Source organism: Pseudomonas sp. TE12234 (genome assembly GCF_054061835.1).
In genome coordinates this window covers 155,540-174,821 of the sequence record NZ_JBSSEP010000002.1, presented here as the reverse complement: position 1 = coordinate 174,821, position 19,282 = coordinate 155,540, and the positions used below count along the sequence as shown (strand labels likewise).

General features: G+C 61.5%; 12 protein-coding genes and 1 tRNA gene. 11 read left to right on the top strand and 2 right to left on the bottom strand.

Annotated features, from left to right (window positions below):
* The first annotated feature begins 111 nt into the window (after positions 1 to 111).
* The 4 genes from ACVWYU_RS04415 to ACVWYU_RS04400 all read left to right on the top strand — a co-directional run bounded on the left by ACVWYU_RS04415 (position 112) and on the right by ACVWYU_RS04400 (position 7,108).
* Positions 112 to 1,779 carry a VRR-NUC domain-containing protein gene (locus tag ACVWYU_RS04415; protein WP_457372022.1) on the top strand — a complete coding sequence of 556 codons (1,668 nt, stop codon included), beginning with the start codon at positions 112 to 114 and terminating at the stop codon, positions 1,777 to 1,779.
* The gene (locus ACVWYU_RS04410; protein ID WP_457372021.1) at positions 1,776 to 4,055 is read left to right on the top strand and encodes an ATP-dependent DNA helicase; all 2,280 of its coding nucleotides are present in this window, start codon (positions 1,776 to 1,778) and stop codon (positions 4,053 to 4,055) included. Before ACVWYU_RS04415 ends, ACVWYU_RS04410 begins: the two co-directional genes overlap by 4 nt.
* A 125-nt stretch (positions 4,056 to 4,180) precedes the next feature.
* Entirely contained in the window at positions 4,181 to 5,083 is a 903-nt protein-coding gene (locus ACVWYU_RS04405; protein ID WP_457372020.1) for a zeta toxin family protein, read from the top strand.
* A gap of 102 nt (positions 5,084 to 5,185) precedes the next feature.
* Complete coding sequence (locus ACVWYU_RS04400) at positions 5,186 to 7,108, top strand: PAS domain S-box protein (RefSeq protein WP_457372019.1); 1,923 nt, start codon at positions 5,186 to 5,188, stop codon at positions 7,106 to 7,108.
* 225 nt (positions 7,109 to 7,333) lie between these two features.
* Here ACVWYU_RS04400 and ACVWYU_RS04395 read toward each other — a convergent pair whose 3' ends face one another.
* On the bottom strand, positions 7,334 to 8,488 hold the full coding sequence (locus ACVWYU_RS04395) for a MalY/PatB family protein (protein WP_457372018.1): 1,155 nt from the start codon (positions 8,486 to 8,488) through the stop codon (positions 7,334 to 7,336).
* 345 nt (positions 8,489 to 8,833) lie between these two features.
* Between ACVWYU_RS04395 and fdnG the strand changes: the two genes are divergently transcribed.
* The 7 genes from fdnG (at position 8,834) to ACVWYU_RS04360 (ending at position 17,898) form a co-directional block, all read left to right on the top strand.
* Complete coding sequence (fdnG, locus tag ACVWYU_RS04390; RefSeq protein ID WP_457372017.1) at positions 8,834 to 11,899, top strand: formate dehydrogenase-N subunit alpha; 3,066 nt, start codon at positions 8,834 to 8,836, stop codon at positions 11,897 to 11,899.
* Entirely contained in the window at positions 11,900 to 12,835 is a 936-nt protein-coding gene (gene fdxH, locus ACVWYU_RS04385; RefSeq protein WP_457372016.1) for a formate dehydrogenase subunit beta, read from the top strand.
* Positions 12,832 to 13,485: a formate dehydrogenase subunit gamma gene (locus ACVWYU_RS04380; protein ID WP_090321544.1), complete on the top strand. Its 654-nt coding sequence runs from the start codon at positions 12,832 to 12,834 to the stop codon at positions 13,483 to 13,485. The genes fdxH and ACVWYU_RS04380 overlap by 4 nt, the downstream gene beginning before the upstream one ends.
* A gap of 4 nt (positions 13,486 to 13,489) precedes the next feature.
* Positions 13,490 to 14,416, top strand: a complete 927-nt coding sequence (gene fdhE, locus ACVWYU_RS04375; RefSeq protein ID WP_457372015.1) for a formate dehydrogenase accessory protein FdhE — start codon at positions 13,490 to 13,492, stop codon at positions 14,414 to 14,416.
* A gap of 45 nt (positions 14,417 to 14,461) precedes the next feature.
* A complete protein-coding gene (gene selA / locus ACVWYU_RS04370) occupies positions 14,462 to 15,892 on the top strand; it encodes an L-seryl-tRNA(Sec) selenium transferase (RefSeq protein WP_457372014.1) in 1,431 nt (476 codons plus the stop codon).
* Entirely contained in the window at positions 15,889 to 17,790 is a 1,902-nt protein-coding gene (gene selB, locus ACVWYU_RS04365; protein ID WP_457372013.1) for a selenocysteine-specific translation elongation factor, read from the top strand. The genes selA and selB overlap by 4 nt, the downstream gene beginning before the upstream one ends.
* A 12-nt stretch (positions 17,791 to 17,802) precedes the next feature.
* Positions 17,803 to 17,898: transfer RNA gene (locus ACVWYU_RS04360), tRNA-Sec, on the top strand.
* Between the two features lie 8 nt (positions 17,899 to 17,906).
* Here ACVWYU_RS04360 and ACVWYU_RS04355 read toward each other — a convergent pair.
* On the bottom strand, positions 17,907 to 19,229 hold the full coding sequence (locus ACVWYU_RS04355) for an OprD family porin (RefSeq protein ID WP_457372012.1): 1,323 nt from the start codon (positions 19,227 to 19,229) through the stop codon (positions 17,907 to 17,909).
* Positions 19,230 to 19,282 lie beyond the last annotated feature (53 nt).

Below are 19,282 nucleotides of genomic sequence, written 5' to 3'. Positions count from 1 at the left end.
AAAGTTCGACGCCCGTTGAAAATTACCTGGCGGCGTCGCCTTTTATCCCTTTTCGTTTGCATCGGACAGGGCGTAACTGGTATCTGTACGCATAACCAGTATTCGCTCGCCATGGCCCTTTTTCCCGTGACTGCAAACCCTCTCGACGATCCGTTCTATTACCTCAACAACTTCATGCAGGTGCTTGATTGGCTTGAACATCGCTATGCCGATGTACTGAGCGTCGAGGAGCAGCGCTTCATTCGCGAGTTCAATGGCCTGCCGCGTGAGTCTCGGGGGCTGCTGGTCAGAATGGTCATGCGCAAGGGCATTCACTTCAGGGCCGGCAAGCTGCATTACCCCGAGATCGGCGACATCGCCAGCGCCGTCGAACCGTTACTGGCGCTGGGCTGGGTTGATGAGCAGGCACCGTTGACCCTCGAAGCGCTGTTCGAGGTCCTGCTCAAGGCCGAAATCCTGCAATGCCTGGGCAGTGCCATCGATCAGCCCAAGGGCAAAAAAGCCGACTGGCTGCCGGTGCTGAGCGAGCAATTCGCGCAACTCCAATGCTTCCGCGACTGGTGCCCGACACTGGACGATCGCCTGTTCAGCCTGACCATCATGGGCCTGTGCGATCGCCTGCGCCTGATGTTTTTCGGCAATCTTTATCAGGACTGGTCGGAATTCGTCCTGGCCGACCTTGGCATCTTCACCTACGAAAAAGTCGAGTTCTGCGCCGATTCCCGTGGCTTGCGCAGCCGCGAGGACGTGGACGCCTGCCTGTTCCTGCACGAGCAACAGCAGCAGTTCGAGGCCGGCGAGGCACTGGCAGAGGTTGTCGAGCGGATCAACGGCCTGACGCTGAGCAATCCCTGGCTGCAAAGACGTCGAGACAAGCTGCTGTTCCAGATCGGCCAGCACTGTGAACGCATCGCCGATTTCTCTACCGCGTTGAGCCTGTACCGTCAGTGCGCCTATCCCGGCGCGCGCCTGCGGCTGATTCGGGTACTGGAGCGCTGCGAGGAGTATGAGCTGGCCCTGGACCTGGCGACCCAGGCCGGGCAATCGCCGCAAAGCGCCGCCGAACAGCAACAATTGCTTCGTCTGCTGCCCAGGCTGCGGCGCAAACTCGGCGGGCCGGCAATGAAACGGGCGTCGCCTCGGGAAATGTTGCGCCTGGACCTGCAATTGCCCAGGGTCGATCCGGCCTTGTCGGTGGAGTACCACGTCCAGGCGCACTTGTCCGAAGAGACGGCGCCGGTCCATTACGTTGAAAACAGTCTGATCAACTCGCTGTTCGGCCTGTTGTGCTGGCCGGCGATCTTCGCGCCGTTGCCAGGGGCGTTTTTCCACCCGTTCCAGCGCGGCCCGGTGGACCTGCTGAGTGAGGATTTCCACAGTCGACGTGCTGATCTGTTCCAGGCTTGCCTGGCGGAACTCGATGACGGGCGTTACCGGCAGACCATTCGTGAACGCTACGCGCAAAAGTGGGGCGTGCAGTCGCCGTTCGTGTTCTGGGGTGTGCTCAGCGAGGAACTGCTGGAGCAGGCCCTCGACTGCCTGCCGGCCGAGCACCTCAAGCATTGGTTCAACCGCTTGCTGCTGGACATCAAGGCCAATCGCGCCGGCATGCCGGACCTGATCCAGTTCTGGCCGCAGCAAAAGACCTACCGCATGATCGAAGTCAAAGGCCCCGGCGATCGTCTGCAGGATAACCAGCTGCGCTGGCTGGAGTTCTGTCATGAGCATCAGATGCCGATTGCCGTGTGCTACGTGCAATGGGCGGAGCAAGACGTTTGAGCTATAGCATCGCGGTGCGGGCGCTGTGTGAGTTCACCGCCAAGGTCGGTGACCTCGACTTGCGCTTCACACCGTCGCCGACCGCGCTGGAGGGCATCGTCGGCCATCGCACCGTGGCGTCCCGGCGCAGTGAGGGCTACCAGAGTGAAGTCGCCCTCGAAGGCCAATATCGGACCCTGACCGTCAAGGGCAGGGCGGATGGCTACGATCCAGCGCAAAACTGCCTCGAAGAAGTCAAGACCTACCGTGGCGACTTGAGCAAGCAACCCGCCAACCACCGCCAATTGCACTGGGCCCAGGCGAAAGTCTACGGCTGGTTGATGTGCCGCAAGCTCGACCTGGAACGGATCAACCTGGCGCTGGTGTACTTCGACATCGTCAGCGAAAGGGAAACCTGTCTGCTCGAAGTGTTCAGCGCGGCCGAGTTGAAGTCGTTCTTCGAGGAACATTGCGCACGGTTCCTGCACTGGGCCGAGCAGGAAATGGCCCATCGCGAGGCGCGCAATCGGGCGGCTCAGCAGCTCGCGTTTCCCCATGCCGGTTTCCGACCGGGCCAGCGGCATCTGGCCGAGTCGGTGTTCAAGGCCGTCAGCACGGGCCGCTGCCTTATGGCCCAGGCACCGACGGGGATTGGCAAGACCGTCGGCACGCTGTTTCCGATGCTCAAGGCCATGGCGCCCCGGCAACTGGACAAGGTGTTCTTCCTGACGGCGAAGACCCCGGGGCGAAAGCTGGCACTGGACGCCGCCCAGGTGATTATTGAAAGCGCCGATGCACCGCCTTTGCGGGTCCTGGAAATGATCGCCCGGGACAAGGCCTGCGAACACCCGGACAAGGCCTGCCACGGTGAGTCCTGCCCGTTGGCCCAGGGCTTCTATGACCGCTTGCCAGCCGCGCGCCAGGCGGCCAATGAGCTCAAGCTATTGAATCAGGGCGCCTTGCGCCAGGTCGCGCTGGACCACGCGGTCTGTCCATATTACCTGAGCCAGGAAATGGCCCGCTGGGCGGACGTGGTGGTTGCCGACTACAACTATTACTTCGATTTCAGCGCCTTGCTGTTCGGCCTGGCCCAAGCCAACAACTGGACTGTCGCGGTGCTGGTGGACGAGGCGCACAATCTGGTGGAGCGTGGCCGTCAGATGTACAGCGCCAGCCTTGATCAGGCGACCCTCAACGGCGTACGAAAAACCGCTCCCGAAGCACTGAAAAAGCCCCTGCAACGGGTCAGCCGCGAATGGAATGCCCTGCACAACCTCCAATCGGGCGCCTACCAGGCCTATGACAAAGCCCCGGAAAAACTGCTCCAGGCATTGTCATCGTGCAGTGCCAGCATCGGCGACTATCTGAACGATCACCCACAAGGGCTGGACAGCGCACTACAGAGTTTCTACTTCGAGATGCTGCAGTTCTGTCGTGTGGCCGAGCTCTTCGATGGGCAGTTCCTGTTCGACATCAGCAAGCGCGACCTCGACCGCAAACGATGCCTTTCGCAACTGTGCCTGCGCAACGTGGTGCCTGCCGGTTTCATCGGGCCACGTCTGACCGCCGCACGCAGCACTGTGCTGTTTTCCGCGACCCTCAGCCCTCGCCACTATTACGCCGATCTGCTGGGCACACCGCTCGACACGGTGTGCATCGACGTCGAATCGCCGTTTCATGCCGACCAGTTGCAAGTGCACATCGTCGACCGGATCTCCACGCGGTTCGTCCATCGGGAAGCCTCCCTGGCGCCGATCGTCGAGCTGATCGCCAACCAGTTCATCCAGCGTCCCGGCAACTACCTGGCATTTTTCAGCAGTTTCGATTACCTGCATCAAGTAGCGCAGTTGCTGGCCGAGCGGCACCCGCAGATCAACCTGTGGACGCAGTCTCGCGGGATGGCGGAAGAACAGCGTCAGCAGTTTCTCGATCAGTTCACCGAAGGCGGCGAGGGCATTGGTTTTGCGGTGCTGGGCGGAGCGTTTGGCGAAGGCATCGACTTGCCCGGTGCACGGCTGATCGGCGCGTTCATCGCCACCCTGGGCCTGGCGCAGCTCAACCCGGTCAACGAACAGTTGAAGCGGCGCATGGCGGCGATTTTCGGCGCCGGCTACGACTACACCTACCTGTTTCCCGGCGTGCAGAAAGTGGTACAGGCCGCCGGACGGGTGATTCGCACCCAACAGGACCAGGGTGTGGTGATGTTGATCGATGACCGTTTCGCCGAGAGCAAGGTCAGGCAACTGCTGCCGCGTTGGTGGTCGATTGCCCCAACGAATGTGCATTCTGCGCTGTAGGAGCTTTCACTCTTAATAACAAATACATACCTTGATTAAAACAACGGTTTGAACAATTGGGGCCAGCACGTTTTATAGGGAGGGCTGGATATCACAGCCCAATTCTTTGATAAGGAAATCAAGGTATGTCAGATGAACCGAAATACAGTTACTCCTCAGACGACGTGATCAAGGCGTTCGACGAGATCTTCCCTACGCTCTTTGCCGACAAAACTGCTGAAACCATCCCGAAGTTGCTGATCACCGCCGGAGTGGAGGGCTCGGGCAAGACTTACCTGCTGGAAAAGAGCTTGCTGCCATCCGGAAATTACGGGAACTACATTCGACTGTACCTGCCCGAATATCGAAAAAAACACCCGCGTTACGACGACATGATCGAGTTCGGCGTATTGCACGCCTACGAACATTCAGAAGCGTTTGCCAGGGAACTTGGTTCGAAAATCTTCGCCAACGCGCTTACTCATAGATACAACATCATCATGGAGTGCGCGTTCGATGACATCGGTTTTGCCGGATTGGCAAAGTTTGTTCCTGGTTATCAACTCGAAGTCCATGTCGTGGGCTGCAATCATGCGTTCGCCCATCTTTCCAGCATCAAAAGAGCATTCTCCAGCCTGCAAAAGCAGGAGATGGAGCGATTTGTCAGCTATTCGAGACTCGAGTCGAGCATCAGTAACGCCCCGGCGGTTCTCGTTGCGTTCGAGTTCATCGCAAAGACGGTGAGCGGCTCGCAGATCTTCTTGTACGAGCGTGGTCTGGGCACGCTGAGCGAGCGGGTACTGCGTGCTCACAGCAGCTATACCCTGGACGCAAACGGGAATCTGAACGAAGTTTCAACGTTGCAGCCATATGCGTACAGCGCCTATGACACAATCCTCAGGAGGTCGGTGTATTCGATGGAGGAGCGTGACGAGATGGTCAAGGAATGTCATTTACAGCTGCTTAAAACCAGCCAATATGACAAGCAGGTTCCTGATTTCGTCTACAACGACCTTTATTCCTATATCACCAAATACGTCTATCGCTAAGCCGGCCGGGATTGCAGGCTATGAAACAAACCGCCGGAATCATGGCTTTCCAAATGCAGTTTGTCTCATACTCCAGCAAAGCAATCATGATGCGAGAACTCAATGACCGAGGATCGAAGCAGGCCAAATGCCGTTGAGGACAAACGTTTTCGCTTGTTGATCGATGCGGTGATTGACTACGCGATCTACATGATTGACCCCGACGGCATCATCACCAGCTGGAACGCCGGCGCCAAGCGTTTCAAGGGGTACGAGGAAGCCGAAATCCTCGGCCAGCATTTCTCGCGCTTCTACACCGATGAGGACCGCCGTGCCGGTTTGCCCCAACGGGCGCTGGACACGGCGATTCACGAAGGGCGATTCGAAGGCGAAGGCTGGCGCGTACGCAAGGACGGCACGCACTTCTGGTCCCACGTGGTGATCGATCCGATTGTCGATCCTTCGGGAAAATTGCTGGGATTTGCCAAGATCACCCGTGATTTGACCGACCGCAAAATGGCTGAAGAAGTCCTCAAGCAGAGCGAGCAGCAGTTCCGCTTGCTGGTGCAAAGCGTCACGGACTATGCCATTTACATGCTCGCCCCGGATGGACGCGTGACCAACTGGAATCTCGGTGCGCAGCGCATCAAGGGCTACTTGCCCCGGGAAGTGATCGGCGAGCATTTCTCGATGTTCTATACCCCGCAAGACCGCGAGGCCGGTGAGCCGCAGCGAACCCTGGACACCGCGACCCGTGAAGGGCGATTCGAAAGCAAGGGCTGGCGTGTACGCAAGGACGGCACGCGGTTTCTGGCGCATGTCGTGGTCGATCCGATCCGGGGCGAGACCGGTACCTTGCTCGGTTTCGCCAAGATCACCCGTGACATCACCGAATCGACACTCGCCCAGCAGACGCTGGAGCAAACACGCGAAGCGCTGTTCCAGGCGCAGAAAATGCAGGCCATCGGCCAACTCAGCGGCGGCATCGCCCACGACTTCAACAATTTGTTGACCGTCATCCTTGGCAATCTGGAAATCGTCCGCAAGCGTCTGGCGGATGACCCGAAAGTCGTGCGATTGCTGGACAACGCGACCCAGGGTGCCTTGCGCGGTGTTTCCCTGACCCAGCGCATGCTGGCTTTTGCACGGCGTCAGGAACTGAAGTCGGAACCTGTCGAGATACCGGCCCTGGTGCAGGGAATCTCCGGTCTGCTGCGCAGTTCGTTGGGGCCGTCAGTGGAATTGGAAACGCGTTTCCTTCCGGATGTCGAGCCAGTGATGGCCGACGTCAACCAACTTGAACTGGCCGTGTTGAATCTGGCCACCAACGCCCGTGATGCCATGCCCCATGGAGGCAAGATCGTCATCAGCACGCGAACCGAAGAGATCCACAAGGGCAGCCGCCCGGCACTGGTTGCCGGCCGTTATGTGTGCCTGAGCATCACCGATACCGGGGAAGGCATGGATGAGGCGACGCTGGCGTCGGCGATGGACCCGTTTTTCACCACCAAAGGACTGGGCAAGGGCACCGGGCTGGGGTTGTCGATGGTCCACGGCTTTATCGCGCAACTGGGCGGACGGTTGGTGCTCAAGAGCCAGAAAGATCAGGGCACCACGGCGGAACTGTGGTTGCCCGTCGCTACCGAGAGCGTGGCGGCCAACCTGGTTGCCGATAAACCCGCAGCGCCGGATGTGCCACGCCTGAGCGTCCTGGTGGTGGATGACGACAGCCTGGTGCTGACCAGCACCTGCCTGTTGCTCGAAGACCTCGGGCATCGGGTGATCAGCGCCACCTCCGGTGTCCAGGCACTGGAAGTGTTTACGGGGCAACAGGGCATTGACCTGGTGATCACCGACATGGCCATGCCGCAGATGAGTGGTGCGCAACTGGCGGATGCGATCCGCACACTGGACCCCAACGTACCGATTATTCTGGCCACCGGTTATGCCGAGCGACTGGAAGGATTCGCCACCAAACTGCCCAGGCTGTCGAAGCCCTTTACTCAACTCAGCCTGGTGGAAGTGATTGCTTCGGCGATGAAGTGAGCAAACGGGTGACAGGGTCAGCCACCCGATGCCACCGGCATCCAGCGCAGGTAGCACGAGGCGAGTGCCAATGCCCGCAGCACGGCACCCCGGTGCGGCGATCCAGGCAATAAAGCTTACGCGCGCCGCGTTCAGTCTGGTTACACGCGTTATCGTTGACGTCCATCGCGAGCAAGCTCGCTCCTGCAATGGGTCGTGCCCGGGTACGCAATTCCTGGGCCGGTGTCAGGTGCGGAGGTTGCGCAAGCTGCGCTCCATCCGCGCGATGCCTTCTTCCAGCAATGAGCGCGGGCAGCCGAAGTTCAGGCGCACGAACTGTTGGCAGTCATCGCCGAAGTCCAGGCCGGCGCTCAAACCGACTTTGGCCTGTTCGAGGAAAAACTGCTGCGGGTTGTCCAGCCCCAGCGCCGAGCAATCGAGCCAGGCCAGGTAGGTGCTTTGCGGCACGTTCATGCTGATACCCGGCAGGCGGCTGCGCACGGCTTCGACCAGGTAATCGCGATTGCCTTGCAGGTAGGCCTTGAGTTCGTTCAGCCAGGGCGCGGCTTCGCTGTAGGCGACGCGGGTGGCTTCCAGGCCCAGGGGGTTGACGCTGTCGACCATGCCGCAACGGGCCTGGTTGACGCGCTCACGCAGGTGGCGGTCCTGAATGATCATGAACGAGGTTTTCAGCCCGGCGATGTTGTAGGCCTTGCTGGCCGACATCAGGGTGATGGTGCGCTGGGCGATTTGCGGACTCAGCGTCGCCATCGGAATGTGCTGGCGACCGTCGTAACACAACTCGGCGTGAATTTCGTCGGAGATGATCCAGGCGTCGTGCTCCAGGCAGATATCGGCAATGGCCTGCAACTCGGCGCGCGGGAATGCTTTGCCCAGCGGGTTGTGCGGGTTGCTCAACAGCAGCGCGCCGCCACCTTGCAGCGACTGGCTCAAGGTCGCCAGCGGCGTGGCGTAGGTACCATCAGGCTGCGCCTCGAAGCCCAGCTCGACCTTGTTCAATCCCCAATGGCCCGGGGCATGACGCAGCGGCGGGTAGTTCGGCACCTGCACCACGACATTCTGTTGCGGTTGCACCAGGGCCTTGAGCGCCATGTTGAAGCCCGACTCGACGCCCGGCAGGAAGATCAGTTCCTGGGGCTCCACGCGCCAGGCGTATTTGTTCCACAGGTCGGCCACGATGGCCTCGCGCAAGTCGTCCGGGGCCACGCTATAGCCGACCATCGGGTGTTCCAGGCGTTTTTGCAGGGCCTGGATGATCACCGGCGGTGCGGCGAAATCCATGTCGGCGACCCACATTGGCAGCACGTCGGCCGGGTAGCGGCTCCATTTGGTGCTGCCGGTGTTGTGGCGGTCGAAGACCTGATCAAAATCGAAAGTCATGCGCAGTCTCGTCAAGGCTGGGTTGGATATGGCGCCATGATAAGCGCCAAGCCCCTGTAGGAGCGAGCCTGCTCGATGGCCCGAACAAGAACCCCCTGTGGGAGCGGGCTTGCCCGCGATAGCGACGGCACAGTCAACATTAACAGTGGCTGACCCTCCGCCATCGCGGGCAAGCCCGCTCCCACAGGGTTTGCGTCGACTCGACAAACGGCCGACGGTCGGTTTTCACACAGGACCCCCTCGCGTTGTCTAGAGTTTCAGTGTCGGCAGCCCGTCTGCCGCAACCATGTTTGTCGAGAAAAATCCGGGAAAAGTACCGGATTTCCACCTGATCAGGAGTGCACGATGGACCTCAGCCGTCGTCAGTTCTTCAAGGTCGCCGGTATCGGCCTTGCAGGCTCTAGCCTGGGTGCGTTGGGCATGGCCCCGACGCCAGCCTTTGCCGAACAGGTGCGCCACTTCAAGCTTGCCCACACCCATGAAACCCGCAACACCTGCCCGTATTGCTCGGTCGGCTGTGGGGTGATCATGTACAGCCAGGGCGATGCGGCGAAGAATGTCGCGCAAAGCATCATCCACATCGAAGGTGACGCCGACCACCCGGTCAACCGCGGCACCCTGTGCCCCAAAGGCGCGGGCCTGCTGGACTTCATTCACAGCCCCGGTCGCCTGCAATACCCGCAGGTACGCAAGCCCGGCAGCAGCGAATGGACGCGGGTGTCCTGGGATGACGCGCTCAATCGTATCGCCGACCTGATGAAGGCCGACCGCGACGCCAACTTCATCGAGAAAAACGCCCAGGGGCAAACGGTGAACCGCTGGCTGACCACCGGTTTCCTCGCGGCCTCGGCAGCGTCCAATGAAGCGGGCTACATCACCCACAAGGTCATTCGCAGTCTCGGCATGCTGGGGTTTGATAACCAGGCGCGTGTCTGACACGGCCCGACGGTGGCAAGTCTTGCCCCGACGTACGGCCGTGGTGCCATGACCAATACCTGGACCGATATCGCCAACGCGAACCTGGTTCTGGTGATGGGCGGCAACTCAGCAGAAGCGCACCCATGCGGTTTCAAATGGGTGACCGAAGCCAAGGCGCACAACAAGGCGCGGCTGATCGTGGTCGACCCGCGATTCACCCGCACGGCCTCGGTGGCCGACTATTACGCACCGATCCGCACCGGCACCGACATCGCCTTCATGGGCGGGTTGATCAACTACCTGCTGACCGAGGACAAGATCCAGCACGAATACGTGCGCAACTACACCGACGTGTCATTCATCGTCAAAGCGGGCTACGGCTTCGAAGACGGGATTTTCAGCGGCTACGACGTGGCCAAGCGCGCCTATACCGACAAGTCCGGCTGGGGTTACGAGCTCGGTGAGGACGGATTTGCCAAGGTCGACCCGACCCTGCAAGACCCGCGTTGTGTCTACCAACTGATGAAGCAGCACTACAGCCGCTACAACATCGACCTGGCGAGTCAGATTTGCGGCATGCCGGTCGATGCCATGAAAAAGATCTGGGAAGAAATCGCCACCTGCTCGCAGCCGGGCAAGACCATGACGATTCTCTACGCCCTGGGCTGGACCCAGCACTCCATCGGTTCGCAGATCATCCGCAGCGCCGCCATGGTGCAATTGCTGCTGGGCAACGTCGGCATGCCGGGCGGGGGCGTGAATGCCTTGCGCGGGCACTCCAACATCCAGGGGCTGACCGACCTCGGTCTTTTGTCCAACTCGTTGCCCGGATACCTGACGCTGCCGGGTGACGCCGAGCAGGATTACAACGCCTACATCGTCAAACGCACGCAAAAACCGCTGCGGCCGGGGCAGTTGTCCTATTGGCAGAACTACGGCAAGTTCCACGTCAGCCTGATGAAAGCCTGGTACGGCGCCAATGCGACGGCCGAGAACAACTGGTGCTACGAGTACCTGCCGAAGCTGGACATTCCCAACTACGACATCCTCAAGGTGTTCGACCTGATGGGCCAGGGCAAGGTCAACGGTTACATGTGCCAGGGCTTCAATCCGATCGCCGCGTTGCCCGACAAGAACCGGGTGATGGCGGCGCTGGCCAGACTCAAATGGCTGGTGGTGATGGACCCGCTGGCCACCGAGACCTCGGAGTTCTGGCGCAACGCCGGGCCGTTCAACGATGTGAAGAGCGCCGACATCCAGACCGAAGTGATTCGTCTGCCCACCACCTGCTTCGCCGAAGAAGACGGTTCGCTGGTCAACAGCAGCCGCTGGCTGCAATGGCACTGGAAAGGCGCCGATGGCCCTGGTGAAGCGCAAACCGACATTCGCATCATGAGCGAGCTGTTCCTGCGCTTGCGGCAGCGCTATCAGAGCGAAGGCGGGAAATACCCCGACCCGATCCTCAAACTGTCCTGGCCCTACAAGATCGCCGACGAACCTTCGCCGGAGGAACTGGCGAAGGAAATCAACGGTTCCGCCACCGCCGACTTCACCGACGTCACTGGCGCGGCTATCAAGGCCAATACCCAACTCGCCGGCTTCGCTCAGCTCAAGGACGATGGCAGCACGGCGTCCGGCTGCTGGATTTTCTGCGGCAGCTGGACCGAGGCGGGCAACCAGATGGCCCGGCGCGATAACAGCGACCCATACGGCATGCATCAACATCTGGGCTGGGCCTGGGCCTGGCCGGCCAACCGGCGGATTCTCTACAACCGTGCCTCCGCTGACGTGCAAGGCAAATCCTGGGATCCGAAAAAACGCCTGGTGTGGTGGAACGGCAAAGCCTGGGGCGGCACCGATGTGCCTGACTACAAGGCCGATGTGCCGCCGGAAGCCGGGATGAATCCGTTCATCATGAACCCCGAAGGCGTGGCGCGTTTCTTTGCCGTCGACAAGATGAACGAAGGGCCGTTCCCCGAGCACTATGAGCCGTTCGAAACGCCCATCGGCATCAACCCGATGCACCCGGACAACAAGAAAGCCACCAGCAACCCGGCGGCGCGGATCTTCGACTCGGTGTGGGACTCCCTCGGCGTGGCCAAGGATTACCCGTACGCCGCCACCAGCTACCGCCTGACCGAGCATTTCCACTTCTGGAGCAAGCACTGCAAGCTCAATGCGATTGCCCAGCCCGAGCAGTTCGTCGAGATCGGCGAAGTGCTGGCCAAGGAGAAAGGCATCGTCGCCGGCGACCGTGTGCGCGTCAGCTGCAAGCGCGGGCATATTGAAGCAGTGGCGGTGGTGACCAAGCGGATTCGGCCGTTGCAGGTCAACAATCAAGTGGTGCACCAGATCGGTATCCCGCTGCACTGGGGTTTCACCGGCCTGACGCGCCACGGTTACCTGACCAACACCCTGGTGCCGTTCCTCGGCGATGGCAACACCCAGACCCCGGAATCCAAGTCATTCCTGGTCAACGTGGAGAAAATCTAAATGGCCAGCCAAGACATCATTGCCCGCTCGGCCACCACCACCGTACCGTCCTCGGTGCGCAATCAGGAGGAAGTCGCCAAGCTGATCGACACCACCAAGTGCATTGGCTGCAAGGCCTGCCAGGTCGCCTGCTCGGAATGGAACGAGCTGCGCGACGAGGTCGGTCACAACCACGGCACCTATGACAACCCGCAGGACCTCAGCGCCGAAACCTGGACCCTGATGCGCTTCACCGAGCACGAAAACGACGCCGGTAACCTGGAATGGTTGATTCGCAAGGACGGCTGCATGCACTGCGCCGAGCCCGGTTGCCTGACGGCATGCCCCAGCCCCGGTGCGATCATCAAGCACGCCAACGGCATCGTCGATTTCAACCAGGACCACTGCATTGGTTGCGGCTACTGCATCACCGGTTGCCCGTTCAACATTCCGCGCATCTCGCAAAAGGATCACAAGGCCTACAAATGCACCTTGTGTTCGGACCGGGTGGCCGTAGGGCTGGAGCCAGCCTGCGTGAAAACCTGTCCGACCGGGGCCATCGTCTTCGGCTCCAAGGAAGACATGAAGGAGCACGCCGCCGAGCGCATCGTCGACCTCAAGAGTCGCGGTTTTGACCAGGCCGGTCTGTACGACCCCGCCGGCGTCGGCGGCACCCATGTGATGTACGTGCTGCACCATGCCGATACGCCGAAGCTCTACGCTGGCTTGCCCGCCGACCCGGCGATCAGCCCGTTGGTGGGCCTGTGGAAAGGCGTGAGCAAACCCCTGGCGCTGCTGGCGATGGGCGCGGCGGTGCTGGCCGGGTTCTTCCATTACGTGCGCGTTGGCCCGCAGATCGTCGAAGAGGACGAACTGCCGCCAGGCAATGACCCGGCGGTGCACGAGGTCGATCCGTCGGTGCACACCTATGATCCGAAGCGGGAGAACAGGTCATGATCCGCAAAGAGATCCTTCGCTATACCGCCAACCAGCGCACCAACCACTGGCTGGTGGCGATCCTGTTTTTCATGGCCGGGTTGTCCGGGCTGGCGTTGTTCCACCCGGCGCTGTTCTGGCTGAGCAACCTGTTTGGCGGCGGTCCCTGGACACGCATCCTGCACCCGTTCATGGGTGTGCTGATGTTTCTGTTGTTCCTCGGGCTGGTGGTGCGCTTCTGGCGCGCCAATTACTTCATTGCCAATGACCGCTTGTGGCTCAAGCGTATTGACCGGGTGATGAAAAACGAAGAGGAGGGCGTGCCCCCCATCGGCAAGTACAACCCCGGGCAGAAGCTGCTGTTCTGGACTTTACTGCTGTGCATGTTCGGGCTGCTGTTCACCGGTCTGGTGATCTGGCGCGCGTATTTCAGCGACTACTTCGGCATCACCATGATCCGTTGGGCGATGTTGCTGCATGCCTTGGCCGGTTTCGTGCTGATCCTGAGCATCATCGTGCACATCTACGCCGGGATCTGGATCAAGGGCTCGGTCAGCGCCATGCTGCATGGCTGGGTCAGCCGCGCCTGGGCGAAGAAACACCATGAACTGTGGTATCGCGAGGTGACGCGTGACGAGCGTCCCGACCCGCCCTTGAGCAAAAAAGGATAACGATTTGGCCACCATTCTGGAGCCTGGAGAGATCGAAGCGGCGGCCACGGCACCGCCGTTTCTGCACCTGCCACCGCCCAACCTGTTCACCTTGCGCGCGCTGCGCCTGGAGCGTCTGGCCGAAGGGCATCCCTTGGCCGAGTACCTGCGCCTGATTGCCGGGTTGTGTCACGAGCAGCAGCGTCTGATGGATGATCCACCCGACGCGGCCGTGCCGGATCCGCAACGTATCCGGCGCTGCCTGGAGCACGGTCTACCGCCGTTCGCCGCCGACAGCCTGGTGCGCGAAGACGCCTGGTTGCCATTCCTCCACGGTTTGTTGCAGCGCTATCAACCCGCCGCGCAACCGGCGGTGGAACAGGCTGTGGCGACGTTGCGCAACGCGAGCGTCGGGCAGCTCAAGACCTGGGCGCTGGCTTTGGTCAGCGGCCAGTTCAGCTTGTTGCCAGCGGCCCTGGTGCCGTTTCTCGGCGCGGCATTGCAGGTCGCGTGGAGTCATTGGTTGCTGACGACGCCAGACCTCGCCTTGAAACCCGGCTCTAGCCTCAACCAATGCCCGGCCTGTGGTTCACCGGCCATGGCCGGGGTAATTCGCCATCGCGGCAAATACAACGGTCTGCGCTATCTGGTGTGCTCGCTGTGCGCCTGCGAATGGCATGTGGTGCGGGTCAAGTGCGTGTATTGCGAGCAAAGCAAGGGCCTGCAATACGTCAGCTTCGACAGCGACCGCCACGCTGCCGACAAAGCCCCGTTGCGCGCCGAAACCTGTCCCGGCTGCCAGAGCTACCTCAAGCAGATCTACCTGGAGTGTGACGCCGAAGGCGAAGCGCTGTCCGCCGACCTGAGCAGCCTGATGCTCGACATGCGCCTGGAGCAGGAAGGCTTTCAGCGGCCGGCGCCCAATCTGCTGCTGGCCCCCGGAGGCGACTGACGCGAACGTCTACACTCAGGCGGTCCACCTTTGCCGGAGCGCCTGATGTCTGCCCGATCCGCCAGCCCAGCCTTGCGCCTGCCCTCCATCGACAGCTTGCTGCGCGACCCGGCGTGTCAGCCTTTGGCCGAACGCTATGGGCGCGATGCCTTGCTCGCCAGCCTGCGACAGTTAATCGACGACTTGCGCGAACCGGTGCTGGCCGGACAACTCGACGCCGTTGAACTCGCCCCACAAGTGCTGGCGGGCAGGGCGGGTGAGCGGCTGGCCAATCAGCATCGCAGCCATGTGCGCCGGGTGTTCAACCTCACCGGCACGGTGCTGCACACCAACCTGGGGCGTGCCTTGCTGCCGGAGGAAGCCATAGACGCAGTGCAAATGGCCGCGCGTTATCCGCTGAATCTGGAGTTCGACCTGCACAGCGGCAAGCGTGGCGACCGCGACGATCTGATCGAAGGCCTGATTCGCGAGCTGACTGGCGCGGAGGCGGTGACCGTGGTCAACAACAACGCCGCCGCCGTGCTGCTTACCCTCAACAGCCTGGGCGCGCGCAAGGAAGGCATCATTTCCCGGGGCGAGCTGATCGAAATCGGCGGCGCCTTTCGCATCCCGGACATCATGGCCCGCGCCGGGGTGAAGCTGCATGAAGTCGGCACCACCAACCGTACCCACGCCCGTGACTACGAAGCCGCCATCGGCCCGCGCAGTGGTCTGGTGATGCGCGTGCATGCAAGCAACTACAACATCCAGGGCTTCACCACTCGCGTGCCCACCGCAGAGCTGGCGCAACTGGCGCATAAACATGGCTTGCCGCTGCTGGAGGACCTCGGCAGTGGCAGTTTGCTGGACCTCACGCGCTGGGGCCTGCCGGTCGAGCCGACGGTGCGACAGGCGCTGCTCGATGGCGCAGACATCGTCACCTTCAGCGGCGACAAACTGCTCGGCGGTCCCCAGGCCGGTCTGATCGTAGGGCGCAAGGAACTGATCGCACGGATCAAGAAAAACCCGCTGAAACGTGCACTGCGCGTCGACAAACTGACCCTCGCCGCCCTCGAAGCGGTGCTCGGCCTGTACCGCAACCCGGATCGCCTGGCCGAGCGGCTGCCAAGCCTGCGGCTGCTGACCCGGCCCCAGGCGGAGATCTTCGCCCAGGCTCAACGCCTGTTGCCGTCCCTGGCGCACGTGTTAGGCGCTGCCTGGAGCGTCAGTGCAGAACCGGCGCTGGGCATGATCGGCAGTGGCAGCCAGCCGGTGGCGCGTTTGCCGGGTGCGGCGCTATGCCTGCGGCCGAACTGCTCCAAACGTCTGCGCGGTCGTTGGTTGCACGGTCTGGAAGAGAACCTGCGCAGCCTGCCGATTCCGGTGCTCGGGCGCATCGACGACGACGCCTTGTGGCTGGACTTGCGCCAACTGGACGACGAGCCGGCATGGCTGGCGCAACTCGATCAGTTGCAAGCAGGGGATCCGGCAAAGTGATCGTCGGCACCGCAGGGCACATCGACCACGGCAAGACCGCATTGCTCCAGGCGCTGACCGGACAATCCGGTGACCGACGCCGGGAAGAGCGTGAGCGAGGCATGACCATCGACCTTGGTTACCTCTACGCCGCGCTGGAACCGGGCGCCGGCCTCAGCGGTTTTATCGACGTACCCGGTCATGAGCGCTTCACCCACAACATGCTGGCCGGGGCGCAGGGCATCGATCTGGTGCTGCTGGTGGTGGCTGCTGATGACGGGGTGATGCCGCAAACCCGCGAGCACCTGGCCATCGTCGAACTGCTGGGCATCCCCCGGGCACTGGTGGCGATCAGCAAATGCGACCGGGTCGATGAGGCTCGTGTGCAGATCGTCTGTGAGCATGTCAAAGCCTTGCTGGCGCCGGGCCCTTATGCCGATGCGCCGCAGATCGTGCTGTCGAGCGTGACCGGGCAGGGCATCTACACCCTGCGTCAGGCCTTGATCGAAGCGCAACGCGAGGTCGTTCAACGCAGTCACAAAGGTGGTTTTCGCCTGTGGATCGATCGGGCATTCAGCGTGGCGGGCGCAGGTATCGTGGTCACCGGCACGTCGCTGTCCGGGCAGGTTACGGTCGGCGATACATTGATGCTTGGCCCGCTCGGCAAATCGGTGCGGGTGCGCGGCCTGCATGCACAGAATCGAGTGGCCGAGGTCGCCCTGGCCGGTCAGCGTGTGGCCTTGAACATCAGTGCCGAACGCCTGGCGCTGGAGCAGATACACCGAGGTCAGTGGCTGTGCGCTGAATGGCTGCATGCACCGACCCAGCGAATCGATATCGACCTGCGTTTGTTACCCGGCGAACCGCGCGCTTTCGAACACTTTCAACCGGTGCACATTCATCTCGGCACGCAGGACGTGACCGGACACGTGGCGTTGCTGGAGGGCACCAGCCTGGCGCCGGGCGCACGGATGTTCGCGCAACTGCTGCTGAATGCGCCGGTGCAGGCGGTCAAGGGCGATCCACTGATTCTGCGTGACCAGAGCGCACAACGTACCCTCGGCGGTGGCCGGGTGCTCGACCCGTTCGCGCCTGACCGACAACGACGCAGCCCCGAGCGTCTGGCGCAGTTACACGCGCTGGCCGCGCACAACGAGTTGGAACGCTGCCTGCCTGAATTACTGGCCCACGGCGAAACCGGACTCGACTCCGTGCGTCTGGAGCGTCAATTCAATCGCCCCCGCGACACCTGGGTTTTGCCCGCGGACGTGCGCCTGATCGACACCCGCCAAGGATCGTTGCTGTTCAGCGCGGCGCGTTGGGAAGGGCTGAAAACACGCTTGCTGGAACAACTGGCGCGCTTTCACGAATTGGAGCCGGACCAAATGGGTCCGGACCGCGATCGCCTGCGTCGATTCAGTGCCACGGTCCTCGATCGTCCGACCTTCATCTGCCTGCTCGACGAATTGCTGGTCAGTGACGACATCGCCAGCAGCGGGCCGTGGCTGCATCTGCCTGGCCATCAGGTGCGCCTGAGCGACGCGGACGAAGCCCTTTGGCATCAATTACAGCCATTGTTCGAAACGGCCGGATTCGATCCCCCCTGGGTGCGCGACTTGCCGCATGACGAAGCCACGGTGCGTTTGCTGCTGCGCAAAATGGCCCGGTTGGGGTTGCTGCACCAGGTGGCCCGCGACCTCTTTTATACCGATGCGATGATCCGCCGATTGGCGGCTATGCTGTTGCAATTGGCCGACGTCGACCCGGTGATCCAGGTGTCGGCGTTTCGCGATGCGGTGGGCCTGGGGCGCAAGCGCAGTATCCAGATTCTCGAATACTTCGATCGCCTGGGCCTGACCCGACGGGTGGGCGATCGCCGCCAGATTCGTCCCGACAACGTATTGGCCCGGCGCCCATAGCCAGGTTTTCAAGGAAGGTAATCGCGCCCGGTGGCGCGGCCGGGCTTCAAACCCGGTTGGGGACGGCATCCGTTCCCGGGCAGGTTCGACTCCGGCTACCTTCCGCCATTTTCCGCTCAGAAGGGCCCGAAATTCAGCGGGTACTGGATGACCACGTAAAGCCTGTCGATGTCATCGCCGCCCTGGGCAGCGTTGGCGCGGTGCGACACATGGGACACCTGCAGGCTCAACCCCTTGGCGGCACCGGACTGCACGATATAGCGCAGGTCGATGTCGCGCTCCCAATGGCGTCCGCCATCCCCTTGTTGCGGTACGTACTCACCCAGCGACGGGTCGAACGGGTTATACGCTCCGCCCTGGGGCGCGTGGGTGCCGTCGATGCCGGTGCCTTTGACGTAGCGGGTCATGAAGTTCAGGCCGGGCACGCCAAAGGTGCTCAAGTCGAGGTCGTAACGTGCCTGCCACGAGCGTTCGCCCGCGCCGTTGAAATCGGCGTACTTGATCGAGTTGGCGAGGTAGATCGAATCGCCACCGACGAAATCGAACGGCGTATTGCCCTCGACTTTTTGATACGCCAGGGTGAAACCATGGGCACCGACCGTGTATTTGCCCGACAGGCTATAGGCCGTGTTGTCGATGGCGCCGGCCAGCGCCTGACCGGTTTGCCGGGTGTGGTAGATGTTCCCGTCGAGGAATATGCCCGGCTGTTTCAGGTGCAGGTTGCCGTAGTACTGATGCCAGGTGTCCGTCAGCTCTGAGGCGTACAGTGCGCCGCCGACAGGGCTTTGGGTAAACAGGTCGGCGCCGGCGAACGAAATTCCGCCCGCTTCGGTATTGGCCCCGTAACCGTAGAAATTGCCCTTGCTTGAGGAACTGTCCTGGTTCTTGAAGGCCGTGAAGTGGCCGGCAGCAAGCTTCATGCCGTCGATTTCGCGGCTGTTGAGCAGAAAGCCGGTGGCGTATTCCGGTTGCAGACGCTTGTCCGAGGTGTCGAACACCGGGGTTTCCACCGTCATTTCACCGAAGGACAAGGTGGTTTTCGAGCTATTGAGTTTGATTGCACCGCCACCGCTGGAATAGTCACTGGCGCTGCGTCCATCGCTGCCGACCGGCAACAAACCGGTCCCGGAACGGCCCTTGCCGCTGTCCAGTTTCAAACCCAGGAAAGCATGGGCGTCGAGGCCAAAACCCACGGTCCCCGGTGTGAATCCGGATTCAAAGGAGCTGATAAAGCCTTGAGCCCATTCGGCTTTATAGCTTTTGCCCGTCGGCGAGGGGGAACGGTAATCGCTGTTGAGGTAGAAGTTGCGACTGAGCACATCAAGCGACGCACCACTGAGAAACCCTGACGCCGATTCGTCTGCCAGGGCGGTCCCGGTGGTCAGTAGCGATAAGCATAAGGACAGGCTGATCCGCAGGTCGGGGGAGGCACACTTCATCGATCTGTCACCACAGGCCCGCGACTGCGAAAGGTCCGCAGCCGCAGGCAGTT